Below are 17,160 nucleotides of genomic sequence, written 5' to 3' on the forward strand. Positions count from 1 at the left end.
CAGCAGTGATGTATTTCACAGCCTGTATGATGAATGTCACTTATCAGGAGGGTGACTGCATTTATAATGAAAGAAAAAAGGAGGATTTCGATGAAGGCGCTGATTCCGAAGCAGCACGGCGCGTGGGCGATGCTGCTGATCCCATTTTTACTCGGCATGGCCAAGGGAGGCCCCGTTATTTGGCATATTCCGCTCTTCCTAGGCTGGCTTTTCCTATACTTAGCGGTTTATCCCGTTACGCTTGCCTTAAAAAAGAAACAAAGCAAACCATATCAAAAGTGGATGTGTTATTACGGTTTTCCCGCCTGCTGCTTTTTGATGATCTCGGTCTTTCATAAGCCGCCTCTCATCTGGGTGGGCGTTTCTTTACTGCCGCTGTTTCTCATACATATGTATTTTGCCCGCAGAAAAAACGAACGAGCCCTATTGAATGATGTTGCAGGTGTCTTGTTCTTTTGTTCGGGCGGGTTTACGAGCTGCTGGCTGGGGATGGGAACCCTCGACGGCTGGGCTTGGTTTATTTTCTTGCAGTCTGCTTTATTTTTTATCGGGAGTTCCTTTTATGTGAAATCGGTGATTCGTGAAAGAAAAAACAGGACATTTGCATACTGGTCATGGGGATATCACCTGCTGCTCCCCTTTTTATCCGCTCTTTTCGGAGCAGGATGGGCGTTTCTCGCTTTTATCCCGAGCAGCTTGCGGGCATGGTTTTTTCATGGAAGGGATTGGCCCGTAAAAACGATTGGCATTCTGGAAATCGTGAATGCCTGCTTCTTTTTTGCCGTCATGTGCCTCTTTATGACAAGGTAAAAAAACAAGGACACCGCTGTCCTTGTTTTTTTCAGTCAATATTGCAAATCTCCAGCGGGCAATTTTCACACTCAATCTCACATCGTAAATAGTCCCGCTTGTGCAAAATAATTTTTCCGGATTCGTCTATCGAAATAACCCCTTTTTTGCGGAGATCTCCCAGCATACGGTTGATGCTTTCCCGTGCAGCCGCACAAAACTTTGCCAAATCCTGATTTGTCAGGACAATGTTAATCAGAATGCCGTCGCTTCGCTCCACTCCGTAGCTGTTTGATAAGCGGATAAGGGTAGAATAGAGCGCCCCCTTTTTGCCATGAAGAAGCAGATCCCTGATTTTGGACTGAATCTTCCGGAGGTGCGTGCTCATCCATTTCATGAACTCAAATGTCAAAGCGCCGTTTTGGATTAATTCTTTTTCCAGCTTATTTTTATTAATGACGAGCACCTCGCCATCCTCTAGCACTTTTGCACTGAGCATATACCTTGGTTCTTCAGTGAAAAGTGTTAATTCTCCGACGATATCATGCTTTTGGCAGATTCTAAGCGTCAGGTCTTTTCCGTCAGATGTCAGCTTGCCGATTTCAATGAGTCCTGATTGAATCAGATAAAGCTCTTCTGCATCCATTCCTTCCCGAAACAAATACGTGTGTTTTTCCATTTTTCTTTTCGTGCTGATCGATTCCAGCAATTCATGCAGATCGCTGGAAATAAGATCACTATCAGATGGTCGAACAGAGAGAAAATTCATGAGCTCACCTCGAAGAAAGTCACGTTGTGTGTTTATTGTAACGTGAATTGATTTGTACCCATCGAGAAAAAAATAACAATCTTGTGAATGCCCCAGTGTTAGTTGATGCTCTGGCTGTTTCTCTCCGTGTGTGTTTTCATTCTTTCCTGCCAATACATCCATATGACAAGGACAAAACTGGCTAACGCCACCTCTGAAAGCGCCATAAACCCGATCGCGTACTGGCCTGTTGCCTGAAATACACTCGCCAATATGAGCGGAGGAAAAAAGCCGCCTAATCCGCCCATGGCAGACACAATCCCATTGGCAATCCCCGCTTGCTTGGAAAAATAGAAAGGCACCAGTTTAAAAACAGTCCCGTTTCCTATGCCTGAGCAGACAGCCACGGTTAATGATCCAAACGTATAAAGGCCAATTGTCGGCGAGAACGATAGGATAATGCCTGATAATGTAAGCCCAGCAAAAACAAACATCAAGATGCGGAGCGGGCTCATTTTATCAGCCAGGAATCCGCCCGCAGGCCTGAGCAGCGTAGAAACCGCAATAAAGCCAGCCGTCCGCAAGCCGGCATCTGCAGGATTCAGCCCAAAATGCTCGACCAGAAAGTTCGGCAGATAGATAGTGAAGGCGACAAAGGCACCGAACGTAATAAAATAAAACAGGCTCAGAAACCATAGCACATGATTTCGGTAAACGGCTTTGATTTGAGTCTTAACAGAAACTTTGACCTTCTTCTCATGCCTGTCGCCGAACAAAACGTGCAGTATGGCAAAGACAGCCAGCAAAACCAGATACATCTGCACGGTTGATTTCCACCCGACGGCTTGAGCGATAACCGGCGCTGCAAATGTCGTAACGGCTGTCCCGATATTTCCTGCACCGTAAATCCCATTGACGACACCGTGCTTTTCTTTCGGATAATATTTCGGGAGGGAGGTCACTCCAATGGAAAACACCGCTCCCCCGATCCCTAAGAAAAAGCCGCCTGCGATTAAATCAAACAGAGAGTCCGCGATACTGATCCAAAATACAGGAAATAAAAGCAGGATGAAGCTGACCATAAACATGAGCCGCGCGCCAAACCTGTTCGTTAAATACCCTAAAGGAATGCGGAGAAGCGACCCGAGGATCACAGGAATCGCCGTCACCAAAGAAATCTCGCCCTTGCTTAAATGAATATCTAATGTGATTTGGGAAATGAGTGATGAAATCAGCACCCAAACCATAAACCCTGCCACCAAGCTTAATGACTGTAACGATAATTGAATGTGTTGACGGTTGATCATTTGGCTTGCCCCTTTCAATGATTCAATAATCAGTCTTATCATACAAAAACTCGCCAAACAGGATTGTGAATTACATCACACGTTTTTCTCATAAAAAAAGGACAAAGCCCGAAGACTTTGTCCTTTTGATCGTGATTACATTTTTTCCGGAGCCGATACGCCGATCAGCTGAAGCGCATTGTTCAGCGTAATTTGCGTTGCCTTCATTAAAGCCAGGCGCGCGCGGCTTTTCTCTTCATTTTCAGGGTCGATGACTTTCTCTGCGTTGTAGAAGCTGTGCAGAGCAGAAGCCAGATCATAAATATAGTTTGTGACACGGTGCGGAATTCGTTTTTCTGCTGCTTCCGCCACTGCCTCTGGGAAGCCGCCGATCGTTTTCAGCAGATCGTATTCTTTTTCTGATTGAATATGGCTGAAATCAAGATCTGCCGCCGGTTTAAGTCCCTGCTCTTCCCCTTGGCGAAGCATGCTGCAAATACGGGCATGCGCGTATTGTGCATAATACACAGGGTTTTCGTTAGATGTTGATACAGCAAGATCTAAGTCAAAATCCATATGGGTGTCCGCACTTCGCATCGCAAAGAAGTAACGAACAGCATCCAAGCCGACTTCTTCAATCAGGTCACGCATCGTTACGGCTTTACCGGTCCGTTTGCTCATTTTCATTTTCTCGCCGTTTTTGTAAAGGTGAACGAGCTGAATGATTTCTACTTCAAGCGTTCCTTTTTCATAGCCCAGCGCTTCGATTGCCGCTTTCATACGCGGGATGTAGCCGTGGTGATCGGCGCCCCAAACATTGATCAGCTTATCAAAGCCGCGGTCAAGCTTGTCCTTATGGTACGCGATATCAGGAAGCAGGTACGTGTACGTGCCGTCCTTCTTGATCAATACGCGGTCTTTATCATCGCCGAACGTCGTGGAACGGAACCAAGTCGCGCCGTCTTCTTCATAGACGTGGCCTTTTTCACGAAGCACTTCAAGCGCCGTGTCGATTTTTCCATTTTGGTACAGTGAAGTTTCGGAATACCACACATCAAACGGCACACGGAAGTTTTCCAAGTCCTTACGAAGCTTTTCCAGCTCGTATTTCAGGCCGTATTCACGGAAAAACGCGAGGCGTTCACTTTCCTCTTCGTTAACGAAACGATCACCGTATTCCTCAGCGAGACGCTTTCCGATCGCAATGATATCCTCGCCGCGGTAGCCATCCTCCGGCATCGGTTTTTCCAATCCGAGTGCTTCAAAGTAACGGACTTCAACAGAGAGCGCCAGATTGTTGATTTGGTTTCCCGCATCGTTAATGTAGTATTCGCGGCTTACATCGTAACCCGCTTTTGAAAGCACGTTGCACAAGGAATCGCCGACAGCCGCCCCGCGCGCATGCCCGAGGTGAAGGTCTCCCGTCGGATTCGCTGATACGAATTCTACCTGAACTCGTTCACCGTTTCCGATGTTTGTTTCCCCGTATGCTTCCCCTGCTTCCAGTACAGACGGAATCAGCTTTGTTAAATACTGATTGTTCATATAGAAATTAATAAAACCTGGGCCGGCGATATCCAGTTTTTCAATCGAAGCCTTTCCTTTATCAAAATGGGCGACAATCTCTTCAGCGATTTGACGCGGCGCTTTTTTTGCCACTCTTGCCAGCTGCATCGCCATATTCGTTGAGTAGTCGCCGTGTGTTTTATCTTTCGGTGTTTCTAAAACAACATTGGGAATCTGGCTTTCTTCAGCCAGTCCCGCTTTCAGAACGGCCGCTTTAATTTCTTCTTTCAGCACGTCCTTCATTTGTTCCGCAATGTTCATGCGTGAGTTCCTCCCTCATACGTGATCGTCATATTATGTAAATGCTCCTGCTCGTCTCCGACATGCATGTCATATGCGATGCTGATACGGCCTTTTTCTTCATCGAGATCAGATTGAATCGATTTTGTGCTTGTTTTCAGCTCAAGCTCACCAAATGACATTTTATATTTAGCAATTGTGGAAGCTCCCGTTACGAAACGCTGATTCATTTTGACAGCGCCTGACCTCATGACCAGGACTTCGCCTTCGCTTACTTTCACAATCGTTTTGACTTTGCCTAAGTCGTGTTCTTCATAATAAGATAGATACACTTTATTTTGTTTTACATAGTAAAATCCGGTGGTGCGGAATTCGATGACTTCTTGGTTTCCGTCATCCTCGATCACAGACTTCACATGGAGTGTTATCGGTGTCTCTTGCTTCATTCTGACACGTCCTTTTCATCATTCCACTTTGACTTGAATAGTATAATCATTCGGTTTGTAAACTTCAACTGCTTCTATCTTACCATCATTGCTCATCAGATTTGAAGATAAACCTCATAAAAAGCATTTCCTTATATAGAAGAGAAAATCATATCACTAATTACCTTTAGGAAATGTTACATTTTTCCGAAATCTATCATTTCCTTTTCACATTTTTTTCAAATTATATGTATTGAATTAGTAATTTGATAGTTTTAAGATAAAAGTACAACATAGATCTGCTAGAAAAACAAAAAAAGGGAGGATTCAATTATGAAAAAAGCTGTCATTGTAGAAAACAAAGGTTGTGCAACATGCTCGATCGGAGCCGCTTGTCTAGTGGACGGTCCTATCCCTGATTTTGAAATTGCCGGTGCAACAGGTCTATTCGGTCTATGGGGGTAAGGATCTCCCAAAAGGGCATAGTCATTCTACTATGCCCTTTTTAAGTAAATTACAATTTTTAACTAAAATCTACCTCTTGGATATACATACACAACCGTTTTTCATTTGAATCATATGTATAGGGGATGGTATTTTGTTTAGAGAGCAGATGTTTCCATTTATTAATGAAAGTGTAAGAGTTCACCAGCTTCCTGAGGGCGGCGTGTTAGAAATCGACTACTTGCGCGATAATGTCTCCATTTCCGACTTTGAGTATTTGGATCTCAACAAAACGGCTTACGAGCTCTGCATGCGCATGGATGGCCAAAAAACAGCTGAGCAGATTTTAGCTGAGCAATGTGCAGTGTATGATGAATCACCGGAAGACCATAAAGATTGGTATTACGACATGCTCAACATGCTCCAGAACAAGCAGGTTATTCAGCTTGGAAACCGGGCCAGCCGCCATACAATCACCACGAGCGGAAGCAATGAATTTCCGATGCCGCTCCACGCCACCTTTGAACTGACGCACCGCTGTAATTTGAAATGCGCCCACTGTTATTTGGAAAGCTCACCTGAAGCGCTCGGCACCGTGTCGATTGAGCAATTCAAAAAAACAGCTGATATGCTGTTTGATAACGGTGTATTGACATGCGAAATCACAGGCGGAGAAATTTTTGTCCATCCAAACGCCAATGAGATTCTTGACTATGTGTGTAAAAAGTTCAAAAAAGTCGCTGTCTTAACAAACGGAACACTCATGCGAAAAGAGAGTTTGGAGCTTTTGAAGGCTTACAAGCAAAAAATCATTGTCGGCATTTCTCTTGATAGTGTCAATTCCGAGGTCCATGACTCCTTTAGAGGGAGAAAAGGCTCTTTTGCCCAAACTTGTAAAACGATAAAATTGTTGAGTGACCACGGTATATTTGTCAGAGTCGCCATGTCTGTCTTCGAAAAAAACATGTGGGAAATCCACGATATGGCCCAAAAGGTTCGGGATCTCGGGGCGAAGGCGTTCTCTTACAATTGGGTTGACGATTTCGGAAGAGGCAGGGATATTGTCCATCCAACGAAAGACGCCGAGCAGCACCGCAAGTTTATGGAATACGAGCAAAATGTGATTGATGAGTTTAAAGATCTGATTCCGATTATTCCTTATGAGAGAAAACGCGCGGCAAATTGCGGCGCTGGCTGGAAGTCCATTGTGATCAGCCCGTTCGGCGAAGTACGTCCTTGCGCCCTCTTTCCAAAGGAATTTTCATTGGGAAATATTTTTCATGATTCCTATGAAAGCATCTTTAACTCCCCTCTCGTCCAGAAACTGTGGCAAGCGCAAGCGCCGCGGTTCAGCGAACATTGCATGAAAGACAAATGCCCGTTCAGCGGCTATTGCGGAGGCTGTTACTTAAAAGGGCTGAACTCTAACAAATATCACCGAAAAAACATTTGCTCTTGGGCGAAAAATGAACAATTAGAAGACGTGGTCCAGCTTATTTAGGAGGGAAACGATTTGTCACCAGCACAAAGAAGAATTTTACTGTATATCCTTTCATTTATCTTTGTCATCGGCGCAGTCGTCTATTTTGTCAAAAGCGATTATCTGTTTACGCTGATTTTCATTGCCATTGCCATTCTGTTCGGGATGCGCGCGCGGAAGGCTGACTCGCGATGAGCATTTTGGATATACACGATGTATCCGTTTGGTATGAACGGGACAACGTCATCTTAGAACAAGTGGATTTACATTTAGAAAAAGGCGCCGTTTACGGGTTGCTTGGGGTAAACGGCGCCGGAAAAACGACACTGATTAATACGCTGACAGGCGTGAACCGCAATTTCAGCGGGCGCTTTACACTGTGCGGAATTGAAGCGGAGGCCGGCATGCCGCAGAAAACATCAGATCAGCTGAAGACTCACCGTTACTTCGCCGCCGATTACCCGCTGCTATTTACAGAAATTACGGCGAAGGACTATGTGTCTTTCGTCCATTCGCTTTATCAAAAGGATTTTTCAGAGCAGCAGTTTGCCAGTTTGGCCGAGGCCTTTCATTTTTCGAAATACACCAACAGGAGAATTTCGGAGCTGTCCTTGGGGAACAGGCAAAAGGTTGTATTGATGACAGGCTTATTGCTGCGCGCTCCCCTGTTTATTTTGGATGAGCCGCTCGTCGGTTTGGATGTGGAATCGATAGAGGTTTTTTATCAGAAAATGCGCGAGTACTGTGAAGCAGGTGGGACCATTTTGTTTTCTTCTCATCTGCTCGATGTCGTGCAAAGATTTTGTGATTATGCGGCTATTCTTCACAACAAACAGATCCAAAAGGTCATTCCGATTGGAGAGGAGACCGATCTGCGGCGGGAATTTTTCGAGGTGATCGGCCATGAATAACATAATCCCCATCATGTCTTTGCTGTTCAAACAGCTTTACAGCCGGCAAGGGAAAAAGGACGCCATCCGCATTGCCGCAGGCCTTGTCATTCTGGCCGTGTTTGAAATCGGGCTGATCCGCCAGGCCGGCATTGATGAATCGGTGTTGCGCAAAACGTATATCATACTCGCGCTTCTCTTAATGAACGCATATATGGTGTTTCTTTCTGTGACATCTCAATGGAAGGAATCTTATATGAAACTGAGCTGCCTGCTGCCGATTTCTTCACGGAGCTTTTGGCTCGCCCAGAGTGTCGTTTTGTTTGTCGATACCTGTTTGAGAAGAACTTTATTCTTTTTTATTTTACCGCTGTTCTTATTTGGAAACGGAACGCTGTCAGGGGCGCAAACATTGTTTTGGCTCGGCAGGTTTTCGTTTTTTACCGTTTACTCCATTATTTTCGGAGTTGTGCTAAGCAACCACTTCGTCAAAAAGAAGAACTTGATGTTTCTGCTGCATGCGGCGATATTCGCCTGTGTATGTCTCAGCGCCGCTTTGATGCCGGCCGCCACGCTTCCGCTTTGCGCGGTGCATATGCTGTGGGCGGTGATCATTGACTTTCCTGTCTTTCTGCAGGCGCCTCCGCAGCAGGGCAAGATGCATTCATTTATGCGGCGATCTGAATTTTCGTTTTACAAAAGAGAGTGGAACCGATTTATCTCTTCTAAAGCGATGCTGTTAAATTACGCGGTAATGGCGGTATTCAGCGGCTTCTTTTCGTTCCAGATGATGAATACCGGCATCTTCAATCAGCAAGTGATTTATATCGTGATTTCCGCGCTTTTGCTCATCTGCTCGCCGATCGCCCTTTTGTACTCGATTGAAAAAAATGACCGGATGCTGCTCATCACGCTTCCGATCAAGCGGAAAATGATGTTTTGGGCGAAATATCGCTTTTATTCAGGCCTATTGGCAGGCGGATTTCTCCTTGTCGTGATAATTGTGGGTTTCATCAGCGGCCGTCCGATTTCAGTTCTCACTTTTTTGCAGTGTATTGAGTTGCTGCTGGCGGGAGCTTTTATCAGGTTAACTGCGGATGAAAAAAGGCCCTCCTTCAGCTGGCAGACGGAGCAGCAGCTATGGAGCGGTTTCTCAAAATATCGGTCTTATTTGTTTTGTCTTCCCCTATTCTTAGCCACATTAGCCGGCACCGCTGTATCCTTGGCGGTCATTCCGATAGCCGGTCTGGTCATAGTCTATTACCTGCAAAAACAGGATGGTGGTTTCTTTGATACAAGCAAAAGAGAACGGCTTGGAAGTTAACCTGCTGAAGACTCATCAATTTTCAACTATTTCAATCGCCGCGAGCTTTCTGAAACCGATCGAAAGCGCGGCGGAACCTGAGGAAGAAACAATTTATTTTTACGGCGCCGCCGCATACCTGAAGGAGCAAATCATTGACGCTTTTGGTTGTGCTGCCGGCAGCCGTTTCATGTACTCAGCGAATCTCTTTTTTGATCAGCAGCTGAAAACCTGCGGGACCCGTTTGATTCACCCATTATATAACGGGAATCTTCATGTTGACGCCCTGCTGAAAACTTTTGCAGACTTGTCTTTCCCTTCTTCTCTTTCATTCGAAGCAGTTGAAAAGGCCAGGAATGAGCTGCTGCTGAGAATCGAAAAGAAATTCACTGATCCTTTCTCCTACTCGGCGGCGCGCTTGGCTGAGGAGGTCTTCGGAAACCCGATGTACGGCACAGGCATGTTTGGCCGGAAAGACAGGATAAAGGCGATTCATCCTAAACGGTTTCTCGACGCAACGGACTTTATCGTTGATTTAGTGTCCCAACAAAAACAGCTGAACATATTGGGACAAGTACAAGCATGTGATGTTCGGGGACATGCCCCGCAAACGTCCGCTGTAACGTCCGGAAGAATACCCGTAAACCGGCATGTTTTTGAAACAGAGACACGCAGCGCTGCAGGTCCTTCCGTCTTGACACTCGGATTTGACTGCGGAGAGATGAAAGATGCCAGCGATTATATCAAAATACAGCTAATAGACGGATTACTGGGAAAGTACGGCCATTCCGCTTTATTCAAGCACTTCAGAGAGAAGGATCTGGCAGTCTATCACGTTATCACCCGTTACGATGTCATGAACAATTTGCTGCTTGTTTCAATATGCACAGATCAGCTTCATGAGATAGACATTCCCCCGCGCGTTTTGGAAGCTGTCTCAGCTTTTCATACAGATGAGCGGGAACTAGAACAGGCAAAGCAGTTTTTACGCAATGAATTGCTGCTGCAATTCGATTCTCCCGAAGGTCTATTGGCCTATATGGGGATCCTGCGCCGCTTCTCCTGCACGAAAGAAGCCTTGCTGGATGGCATCTCAGCGGTTACATGCCGTGATGTATTGCAATTCATAGCGACCATCAATTATATCGGAGCTCATGTAGTAAGGGGATGAAGAGATGGAAAAGAAAGCCTTTTTTCAACAACTGGATGAACGAACCGATATCAGATACACAGACAGCGGACTAAAAATATTCAGATTGAAATTCCCCCGCGCCCACCTGCGGCTGTGCAATGTAAAAATCGATTTTGGAAGCCGGGATGTATGTATACGGGCAGAATCCGGTGATACACTGCTTCCGTATGGCACAGCGCATTTTTTAGAGCATCTTCTCTTCTGGCATAACGGCCGCAATCTGTACAGTGATTTTTTTGCGCATGGCGCGCTTTTAAACGCATTCACTACCTACACCGATACCAATTTCATGTTTACCTCATTACCGGATCGGCTCAGACAAACGATCCCCATCCTGCTTGATGCTTTATGGAACCACTCATTTGACAAGAAGATTGTCGCTCAGGAAAAAGCTGTGATTACAAGCGAAATTCAAACAGCACACCTTAACCATCAGCTCTCATATCATTATCAGCTGATCAGCATGCTTTCTCCCTCCTCACCAGCTGCCGTTTTCCCCGCAGGCAGAATCGAAGATATTGAGGCGCTGGACATCAATGATTTACAAAAAGCCTATAAGGCTGCCTACCAAGCCCATCGGATGACACTGTTTTTGATTGGGGGCTCAGAAAATACAGAAACGCTTTTGCCTCCTCACCTCCAGCTGGAAAAGCGTCCGGATTATCATGCTGAAAGAAAAATCATCCCGGCATGCCCTCCAGCCCTCTCACAAAAAATGGTGCTGGGTGATGAGGAGCGGATGGAAGATACTTGGACCGGATTACAGATCGGCGCACTTCCCGGGCAAAACGATCTGTTGTCGATAAAGCTTTATTGGGATATCGCGGCTCGTATTCTATTTCAATTAGATTCACCGTTTTTTCAAGAGATTCAGCAAACGTACCGTCTGGAAATCGATCGCTTGTCAGCCGAGACTTATATATATGAGGATGGCGGTTTCTTGATCCTTCACAGTCAAGGGACCCATTCTTCAGCTTATATCGATGTGGCTTCATACTATGTCACACAGAAGAAAGAACAGGTTGCCGCCTGGCTTCAATACGGCAAGGACTCTTTGACAGACGCGATCATTTATGACAGCGATTATGTGCGTAAATGCTTCGAGTGGGCAGCCGAGTGTGACAGGTGCGATTGCTCGTTTCTTGACATGTACCACATCATTCAAGATATGGATGCTCAGGTTTTCTTGTCTCTCATTGATGCAATTGCATCTTCTAACAAAGCGATCATTCACGTTTCTCAGAAAGAGGCGATCAGACAATGAAAAAAAACACTGTCTTTACCCTTTTATTGCTGCTTATAGGTATGGCGGCTTATTCCTTCGGCTGGGTTCAGGCCTTTGCCGAAGCCGCCGCCCAATATGTACAGATGATCAACAATGATGCTGTGCGGCTCGGACTGCTGGCTTGTACCGCTGCCCTCCTGATGCTGCCTGCTTTTCTCTATCTTCATTATGTCACCCAATCCGTGAAAAACATGACAGCAGCTTTTCAGAAACTCACACAGTCTCATCAAAGCTGCTGTGACTTTCAGCAACACAACTTGTGCAGCCGATATGCAGAAGACGTCAAATCGCTGCGTGACAGCTATAAAAACGTCCGCCAAACATACGTGATGGCTGCCGTGTTGTGCCAAGTCTTCATATTCGGCTGCATGTTCGAAATCGTTAAAGCCGTCCCTTTCCGCCTTCATACGCCCCCTGCCTTTTCAATGGGACTTGCGATGCTACTGATCCTGTATTTATTGTTTTGCATGCGAACGTATTTGCGGCAGCTTTTCCGGCACGGCAGCCTGTTCAGAAAAGTGTTTGCGGGAGTGCTGGCAGCAGCCGGGATTTGGTGGATGCTCAGTTTCTCTATAAGTGAACTGCTGTTTCTGATTATCCTGGCTGCCATTCAGCAAATCGGATCATTTATTTATAAACGATTCTCTTATCGCAGCACCGCTTCTCTTGATCTATAAAATAGCTACATCGCAATCGCAGACTGACCCGCGCCAACCGGAATCACCGTCACGGCTGTATAATCACTTGTGCGGTACACGGTCACAGCATTGTCGTTGGGCTGTGCCGCATAAATATACTGTTTGTCCGGCGTTACGGCGAGGTCAAAAGCGCCGGGGAGAGACACGTTTGCAATGATCCTCTGTCTGGCCGTATTAACTACATATAAGTTATTAATGAGAAACGGTTCACTATATGGCTCTAGAAAATAAGCTCTAGTACTATCGAGAGAAAATACAATCGTCCTCAGCGTTTCAAATAAACGGCTGAAGTCCCCTCCCCTGCTTAATGGTGACAAACTAATCTCCGTTACACCTTTCGGCCACAGCTCACCATTCAATACGTACGCAAAATTTCCAGCGTAAGGAGTTGCAATTAAACTGGGAAATTCAAATGTATCTATGATACTTTCTACCAACTGCCCAGTATTTACATCATATTTATCAACCGACCAACTGCTTCCATTAGCGGTATAGACATACTGTCCATTCGGATCAAGAGCAAAGTCTAAAGCGCCGGGTATCGGAATGACATCAATGACCGATTGAGAGGCCGTGTTAATCACATATATAGATCCGGCGGCCATCACGTATGCGAACTCATCTGTTGGATCAAATTCGATTTTTCTCGGCCCTCCTCCAACAGTAATGGTATTTATGATAGTTAATGTTTTATTATCAATCACTGAAACAAGGTTGGTATTTCCATGGAGGATATACGTGAATGCTTTATCGAAAGTAACGCCTAGATTAGTTGGCACAGCAGAAAACGGGATTGTTTTTACAACAGTGTTTAAATCTGCATCAATGACCGAAACCGTGCTGTCTCCAGTATTGGCAGTAAACACATATGATTGAGGGTCTGGCGATGGCGGTAAAACAAGTGTCCCGGCCACCGTAAGCGGACTGCCGTAGAAAGGCGGTACAATGAGAAGATCTTCCACTATCATTTGACTAAAATCAGGACAGCGGTCAGACTGTGCTGCATAATAAACAACTTGATCAATCTCTTCGGTATGAATCACCGAAACAGCCCCGTCTCCTTGTCCATATTGATTTCGTACAGGCGACACACTGACAAGAAGCGTAATGGTCCCTTGTACTCTCACGGCATATCGAACACCGATATCTTCTGGTTCCGGCCCAGTCTGGATTAAGCAAGGCTCACTGATACAGGACAAATTGTCTGTACTCCATGTAACAGCCGCTGACGCTTCTGCCGAATCAACCTTGAAGCCCTCAGGGATATCTATCGGCACTTGAAACGGCGCTTCCCGGCTAATTTCCTCATCACAAAAACAGAAACAATTTTCCTGTAAAGCAGAAAGATCATTCTTTTTCATGATTTCACGTCCTTTTAGAAATGCACAACATGCAGCGGTTAAATCGTAATGGCACCCGGTGAAACCCCAAGAGATATCACAGTTTCCTCAGAATAATCATCTGTGTTGTAAACAATGATGCTCTGCTCTATAAAACGAGTTGCATACAGAAAATCGCCATTCGGGGTAAACGCATAGTCTGTTGCTGATTGCGGAAGATTTCCAATTACACCTGCTCCATTCGGACTGACAGAATATAAATTGCCAGTGAAGCTGTCATGTAAATACACCTCTGATCCACTCGTAAACATTACATATAGCCCGTCAGGCTCCAGCTCTTGGGTATCCCTGATCGTAAACGTATTTAAATCAATAACCGTCAAATAATTGAATAAGAATTCTTGTTCTAATACATACGCATACCGCTCCGTAGAATCTGTTTCTATGGATGATACGATAAGCTCTCGTTCAATCGTTCCTAAGACTTCACCGGTAGATAAGTCCACTTTTTGCACTAACCCAAAATTAAGAACATAGGCGAACAACCCATTGGGGTCAATTGCAATATCAAAACCTTCTACAGGAATAGACCTCTCAACAGTCAACGTATCAATTCCAATCACATAAATGGCAGTACCGGCGAAAACATAAGCAAACTCATGATTAGGGATAAATCTAATCAATCGAGGCGGCTGATCCAGCAATATAGTTGCTGTCACTGTTAATGTGTCATAATCGATGACAGAAATCACATTATTGTTGGGATGTAAGACAAACACAGCGCTTTTATCTGGCGTAATTTCAATACCTGCCGGATTGTACGGAAGAGCAATCGTTGTCACAACAGTATGGGTGTTTGTATCAATCACAGAAACTGATTGATCATTTGGATTCGCTGTAAACGCGTAGACGGGTTCCGGCTCCGGTACAAGCACAATCGTCCCCGTCACCGATAAAGGACTGCCGTAAAACGGCGGAACAACAACAAGGTTCTCAATCGTGATGTCACTGATATCCGGGCAATCATCCGGTTCATCGGAATAATAGACGACTTGATCGATTTCTGCATTGTGAATGACGGAAACAGCCCCGTCCCCTTGTCCATATTGATTTCGCACAGGTGAGACACTGACGAGTAGCGTAACGGTTCCCTGCAGGCGCACTGCAAATTGAACACCGACCTCATCAGGCTCTGGCCCCGTTTGAATTAAGCAACGGTCACTGACACAAGAAAGGCTGTCTGCATTCCACGTCACGTTTGCAACAGCTTCAGCCGGATCAACGACAAATCCTTCAGGTAATTCAATCGGCGCTTGAAACATGGCTTCTCGGCTTACTTCTCCCTCACAAAAACATAAGCACTCTTCTTGTTCTGCTCCTGCTTTTTCTTTAAAGGAAAGCTTATTTTTTCTCATTCCTTCACTTCCTTTTCAGACATACACTGCTCACGCAGATATAACAGAATATGGAAGAATAACGTGTTTGCTTGTACAAATTGCTGAGGGTAAACGCTTCTTTTTGAAAATATATCTCCAAACATGCGGTGTAACGAAAGAAAAAATTGCGGTTTTTTTGCGCTTCTCACAAGAATGTTGATGATAAAATATGACATATATAGAATTATGAAGGGAGGGATTTGCAAACGTGACAGGTGTCATATCTTCTTCTTCCATCGGAGAAAAGATTAACGAATGGTATATGTACATACGCCGATTCAGCATACCCGATGCAGAATATTTGCGACGAGAAATCAAGCAAGAGCTGGATCAAATGGAAGAAGATCAAGACCTTCATTTGTACTATTCACTGATGGAGTTTCGGCACAACCTAATGCTTGAATACCTTGAACCGTTAGAAAAAATGAGGATTGAGGAACAGCCGAGACTGTCTGATCTGCTGCTTGAGATTGATAAAAAACAGGCTCGTTTAACTGGTCTGCTTGAGTACTATTTTAATTTCTTCAGAGGCATGTATGAGCTGGACCAGCGGGAATATCTGTCGGCTATTAAATTTTTCAAAAAGGCCGAAAGCAAGCTGATATTCGTTAAGGATCGGATAGAGAAAGCTGAGTTTTTCTTTAAGTTGTCTGAATCTTATTACTATATGAAACAAACGTATTTTTCAATGGACTATGCACGGCAAGCATATGAAATATACAAAGAACATGAAGCTTATAATATAAGATTGCTGCAGTGTCATTCTTTATTTGCCACCAATTTTTTAGATTTAAAACAGTATGAGGATGCCATCTCACATTTTCAAAAAGCTTATTCTATGGCAGAAGCTGAAAAGCAGCCCCAATTAATGGGGAGAACTTTGTACAATATCGGGCTTTGTAAAAACAGCCAAAGCCAATATGAGGATGCCATACCTTATTTCAAAAGAGCAATAGCTGTTTTTGAAGAATCAAATATTCTTCCTTCCTTACCTCAAGCGTATTTTTTAATTACACAGATCCATTATAAATTAGGAAAAATGGATAAAGCTCATGAATATCATAGTAAGGGAATGGCTTATTCACAAAAGGCCGGAGATGTAATATATTTATCAGAGTTTGAATTTTTGAAATCTTTATACTTATCAGGCCCGGATGAAGAAGCAATTCAAGGATTTTTTAATTTTCTCGAAAGTAAAATGTTGTATGCTGATCTTGAAGATTTCGCTATTGATGTGGCAAAATATTATCATGAACGTAAAAATTTTCAAAAAGCTTCTGCTTATTTTTTGAAGGTGGAACAAGTAAGGCAACTTATTCAAGGAGGAGTGAGTTTGTATGAAATTGAAGTCTAAACTATTACTCTCTTGTCTGGCTCTAAGCACTGTGTTCGTGGCAACAACTATTGCAAATGCACCTACACACCAAATTGAAGTTGCACAACGAGGAATGATTTAACCGCCGTCCATCGGCGGTTTTTTTGTCCCCTCTTTACCCAGTCTCCCAATCCATTCTATGATTTTTTCAATAATCTTAAAAATAGTGGAAATGCAGCATGTCTCTAAAAAGTGTGAGAACCCACTTTACTCAATGGAATCGAGAAAATGATGTGACGGAGTTCGAAACGTCGAGTGCGACCGTTGAACAGGCAGCTGAGACAATCGGCGTAAGCCTGTCTAGAATCGCCAAGTCCCTGTCCTTAGAGGGGAAGGAGATCAGGTGATTCTGTTGTGGCAGCGGCGATGCCAAGATCGACAACAAAAAGTCCAGGCAAACATTTGGCTTTAAAGCAAGAATGCTCTCTCCTAATGAGGTGCTGGAGCAGACAGGCCATGAAATTGGAGGAGTTTGCCCATTTGGATTGGCTCATGATCCTGAGGTTTATCTTGATGTATCGCTGAAACGGTTTCAGACTGTTTTCCCCGCATGCGGCAGCAGAAACTCCGCTATTGAATTAACACCGAAAGAATTATCCGAATTTTCTTTCTCAAAAGTGTGGATTGATGTTTGTAAAGACTGGGAATAAAAAACATCCAGAC

General features: G+C 44.6%; 19 protein-coding genes and 1 pseudogene. 13 read left to right on the forward strand and 7 right to left on the reverse strand.

All coding sequences use genetic code 11. The features are described 5' to 3' along the window. Positions 1-90: 90 nt before the first annotated feature. A complete protein-coding gene (locus tag MHH82_RS34870; protein WP_141949267.1) occupies positions 91-810 on the forward strand; it encodes a YwiC-like family protein in 720 nt (239 codons plus the stop codon). 31 nt (positions 811-841) lie between these two features. Here MHH82_RS34870 and fnr read toward each other — a convergent pair whose 3' ends face one another. The 4 genes from fnr to MHH82_RS34890 form a co-directional block, all read right to left on the reverse strand. Next, the gene (fnr, locus tag MHH82_RS34875; protein WP_014481215.1) at positions 842-1,558 is read right to left on the reverse strand and encodes a fumarate/nitrate reduction transcriptional regulator Fnr; all 717 of its coding nucleotides are present in this window, start codon (positions 1,556-1,558) and stop codon (positions 842-844) included. A gap of 98 nt (positions 1,559-1,656) precedes the next feature. Continuing rightward, the gene (gene narK / locus MHH82_RS34880; RefSeq protein ID WP_077671152.1) at positions 1,657-2,844 is read right to left on the reverse strand and encodes a nitrate transporter NarK; all 1,188 of its coding nucleotides are present in this window, start codon (positions 2,842-2,844) and stop codon (positions 1,657-1,659) included. A 135-nt stretch (positions 2,845-2,979) separates the two neighbouring features. Continuing rightward, on the reverse strand, positions 2,980-4,650 hold the full coding sequence (gene argS, locus MHH82_RS34885; protein WP_124072637.1) for an arginine--tRNA ligase: 1,671 nt from the start codon (positions 4,648-4,650) through the stop codon (positions 2,980-2,982). Beyond that, entirely contained in the window at positions 4,647-5,075 is a 429-nt protein-coding gene (locus tag MHH82_RS34890) for a DUF1934 domain-containing protein (RefSeq protein WP_003243604.1), read from the reverse strand. The genes argS and MHH82_RS34890 overlap by 4 nt, the downstream gene beginning before the upstream one ends. A 312-nt stretch (positions 5,076-5,387) precedes the next feature. Here MHH82_RS34890 and sboA point away from each other — a divergent pair, with 312 nt between their 5' ends. From sboA to albG, 9 genes are read left to right on the forward strand one after another with little or no spacing between them, the layout of a single operon-like run. After that, a complete protein-coding gene (gene sboA / locus MHH82_RS34895) occupies positions 5,388-5,519 on the forward strand; it encodes a subtilosin A (protein ID WP_003222002.1) in 132 nt (43 codons plus the stop codon). After that, a complete protein-coding gene (sboX, locus tag MHH82_RS34900; RefSeq protein ID WP_010886632.1) occupies positions 5,476-5,628 on the forward strand; it encodes a bacteriocin-like protein SboX in 153 nt (50 codons plus the stop codon). The genes sboA and sboX overlap by 44 nt, the downstream gene beginning before the upstream one ends. A gap of 24 nt (positions 5,629-5,652) precedes the next feature. Further along, positions 5,653-6,999, forward strand: coding sequence for a subtilosin maturase AlbA (gene albA / locus MHH82_RS34905; RefSeq protein WP_072175630.1), 1,347 nt, complete (start codon positions 5,653-5,655; stop codon positions 6,997-6,999). Between the two features lie 12 nt (positions 7,000-7,011). Continuing rightward, a complete protein-coding gene (albB, locus tag MHH82_RS34910; RefSeq protein ID WP_003222006.1) occupies positions 7,012-7,173 on the forward strand; it encodes an antilisterial bacteriocin subtilosin biosynthesis protein AlbB in 162 nt (53 codons plus the stop codon). Continuing rightward, positions 7,170-7,889: an ABC transporter ATP-binding protein gene (locus MHH82_RS34915; RefSeq protein ID WP_072175631.1), complete on the forward strand. Its 720-nt coding sequence runs from the start codon at positions 7,170-7,172 to the stop codon at positions 7,887-7,889. The genes albB and MHH82_RS34915 overlap by 4 nt, the downstream gene beginning before the upstream one ends. Beyond that, complete coding sequence (gene albD / locus MHH82_RS34920; protein WP_072175632.1) at positions 7,882-9,192, forward strand: antilisterial bacteriocin subtilosin biosynthesis protein AlbD; 1,311 nt, start codon at positions 7,882-7,884, stop codon at positions 9,190-9,192. Before MHH82_RS34915 ends, albD begins: the two co-directional genes overlap by 8 nt. Continuing rightward, positions 9,182-10,342: an antilisterial bacteriocin subtilosin biosynthesis protein AlbE gene (gene albE / locus MHH82_RS34925; protein WP_072175642.1), complete on the forward strand. Its 1,161-nt coding sequence runs from the start codon at positions 9,182-9,184 to the stop codon at positions 10,340-10,342. Before albD ends, albE begins: the two co-directional genes overlap by 11 nt. Before the next feature lie 4 nt (positions 10,343-10,346). After that, positions 10,347-11,627, forward strand: a complete 1,281-nt coding sequence (locus tag MHH82_RS34930) for a M16 family metallopeptidase (protein WP_021480839.1) — start codon at positions 10,347-10,349, stop codon at positions 11,625-11,627. Beyond that, positions 11,624-12,325, forward strand: a complete 702-nt coding sequence (albG, locus tag MHH82_RS34935; RefSeq protein ID WP_021480840.1) for an antilisterial bacteriocin subtilosin biosynthesis protein AlbG — start codon at positions 11,624-11,626, stop codon at positions 12,323-12,325. Before MHH82_RS34930 ends, albG begins: the two co-directional genes overlap by 4 nt. 5 nt (positions 12,326-12,330) lie before the next feature. Here albG and MHH82_RS34940 read toward each other — a convergent pair whose 3' ends face one another. From MHH82_RS34940 to MHH82_RS34950, 3 genes are read right to left on the reverse strand one after another with little or no spacing between them, the layout of a single operon-like run. Next, a complete protein-coding gene (locus tag MHH82_RS34940; protein ID WP_072175633.1) occupies positions 12,331-13,707 on the reverse strand; it encodes a YncE family protein in 1,377 nt (458 codons plus the stop codon). 38 nt (positions 13,708-13,745) lie between these two features. Beyond that, positions 13,746-15,101, reverse strand: a complete 1,356-nt coding sequence (locus MHH82_RS34945) for a YncE family protein (RefSeq protein ID WP_072175634.1) — start codon at positions 15,099-15,101, stop codon at positions 13,746-13,748. Further along, positions 15,098-15,328 (reverse strand): hypothetical protein, encoded by a 231-nt coding sequence (locus MHH82_RS34950; protein ID WP_072175635.1) that lies wholly within the window; start codon positions 15,326-15,328, stop codon positions 15,098-15,100. The genes MHH82_RS34945 and MHH82_RS34950 overlap by 4 nt, the downstream gene beginning before the upstream one ends. Before the next feature lie 2 nt (positions 15,329-15,330). On the opposite strand from MHH82_RS34950, the gene rapF reads away from it, so the two are divergent. The 3 genes and pseudogenes from rapF to MHH82_RS34965 all read left to right on the forward strand — a co-directional run bounded on the left by rapF (position 15,331) and on the right by MHH82_RS34965 (position 17,147). Continuing rightward, a complete protein-coding gene (gene rapF / locus MHH82_RS34955) occupies positions 15,331-16,476 on the forward strand; it encodes a response regulator aspartate phosphatase RapF (protein WP_032727072.1) in 1,146 nt (381 codons plus the stop codon). Continuing rightward, the gene (phrF, locus tag MHH82_RS34960) at positions 16,460-16,579 is read left to right on the forward strand and encodes a phosphatase RapF inhibitor PhrF (RefSeq protein ID WP_009968329.1); all 120 of its coding nucleotides are present in this window, start codon (positions 16,460-16,462) and stop codon (positions 16,577-16,579) included. Before rapF ends, phrF begins: the two co-directional genes overlap by 17 nt. A gap of 97 nt (positions 16,580-16,676) precedes the next feature. After that, positions 16,677-17,147: pseudogene (locus MHH82_RS34965) on the forward strand (YbaK/EbsC family protein). Positions 17,148-17,160: the final 13 nt, after the last annotated feature.

The organism is Bacillus sp. FSL K6-6540 (genome assembly GCF_038007545.1).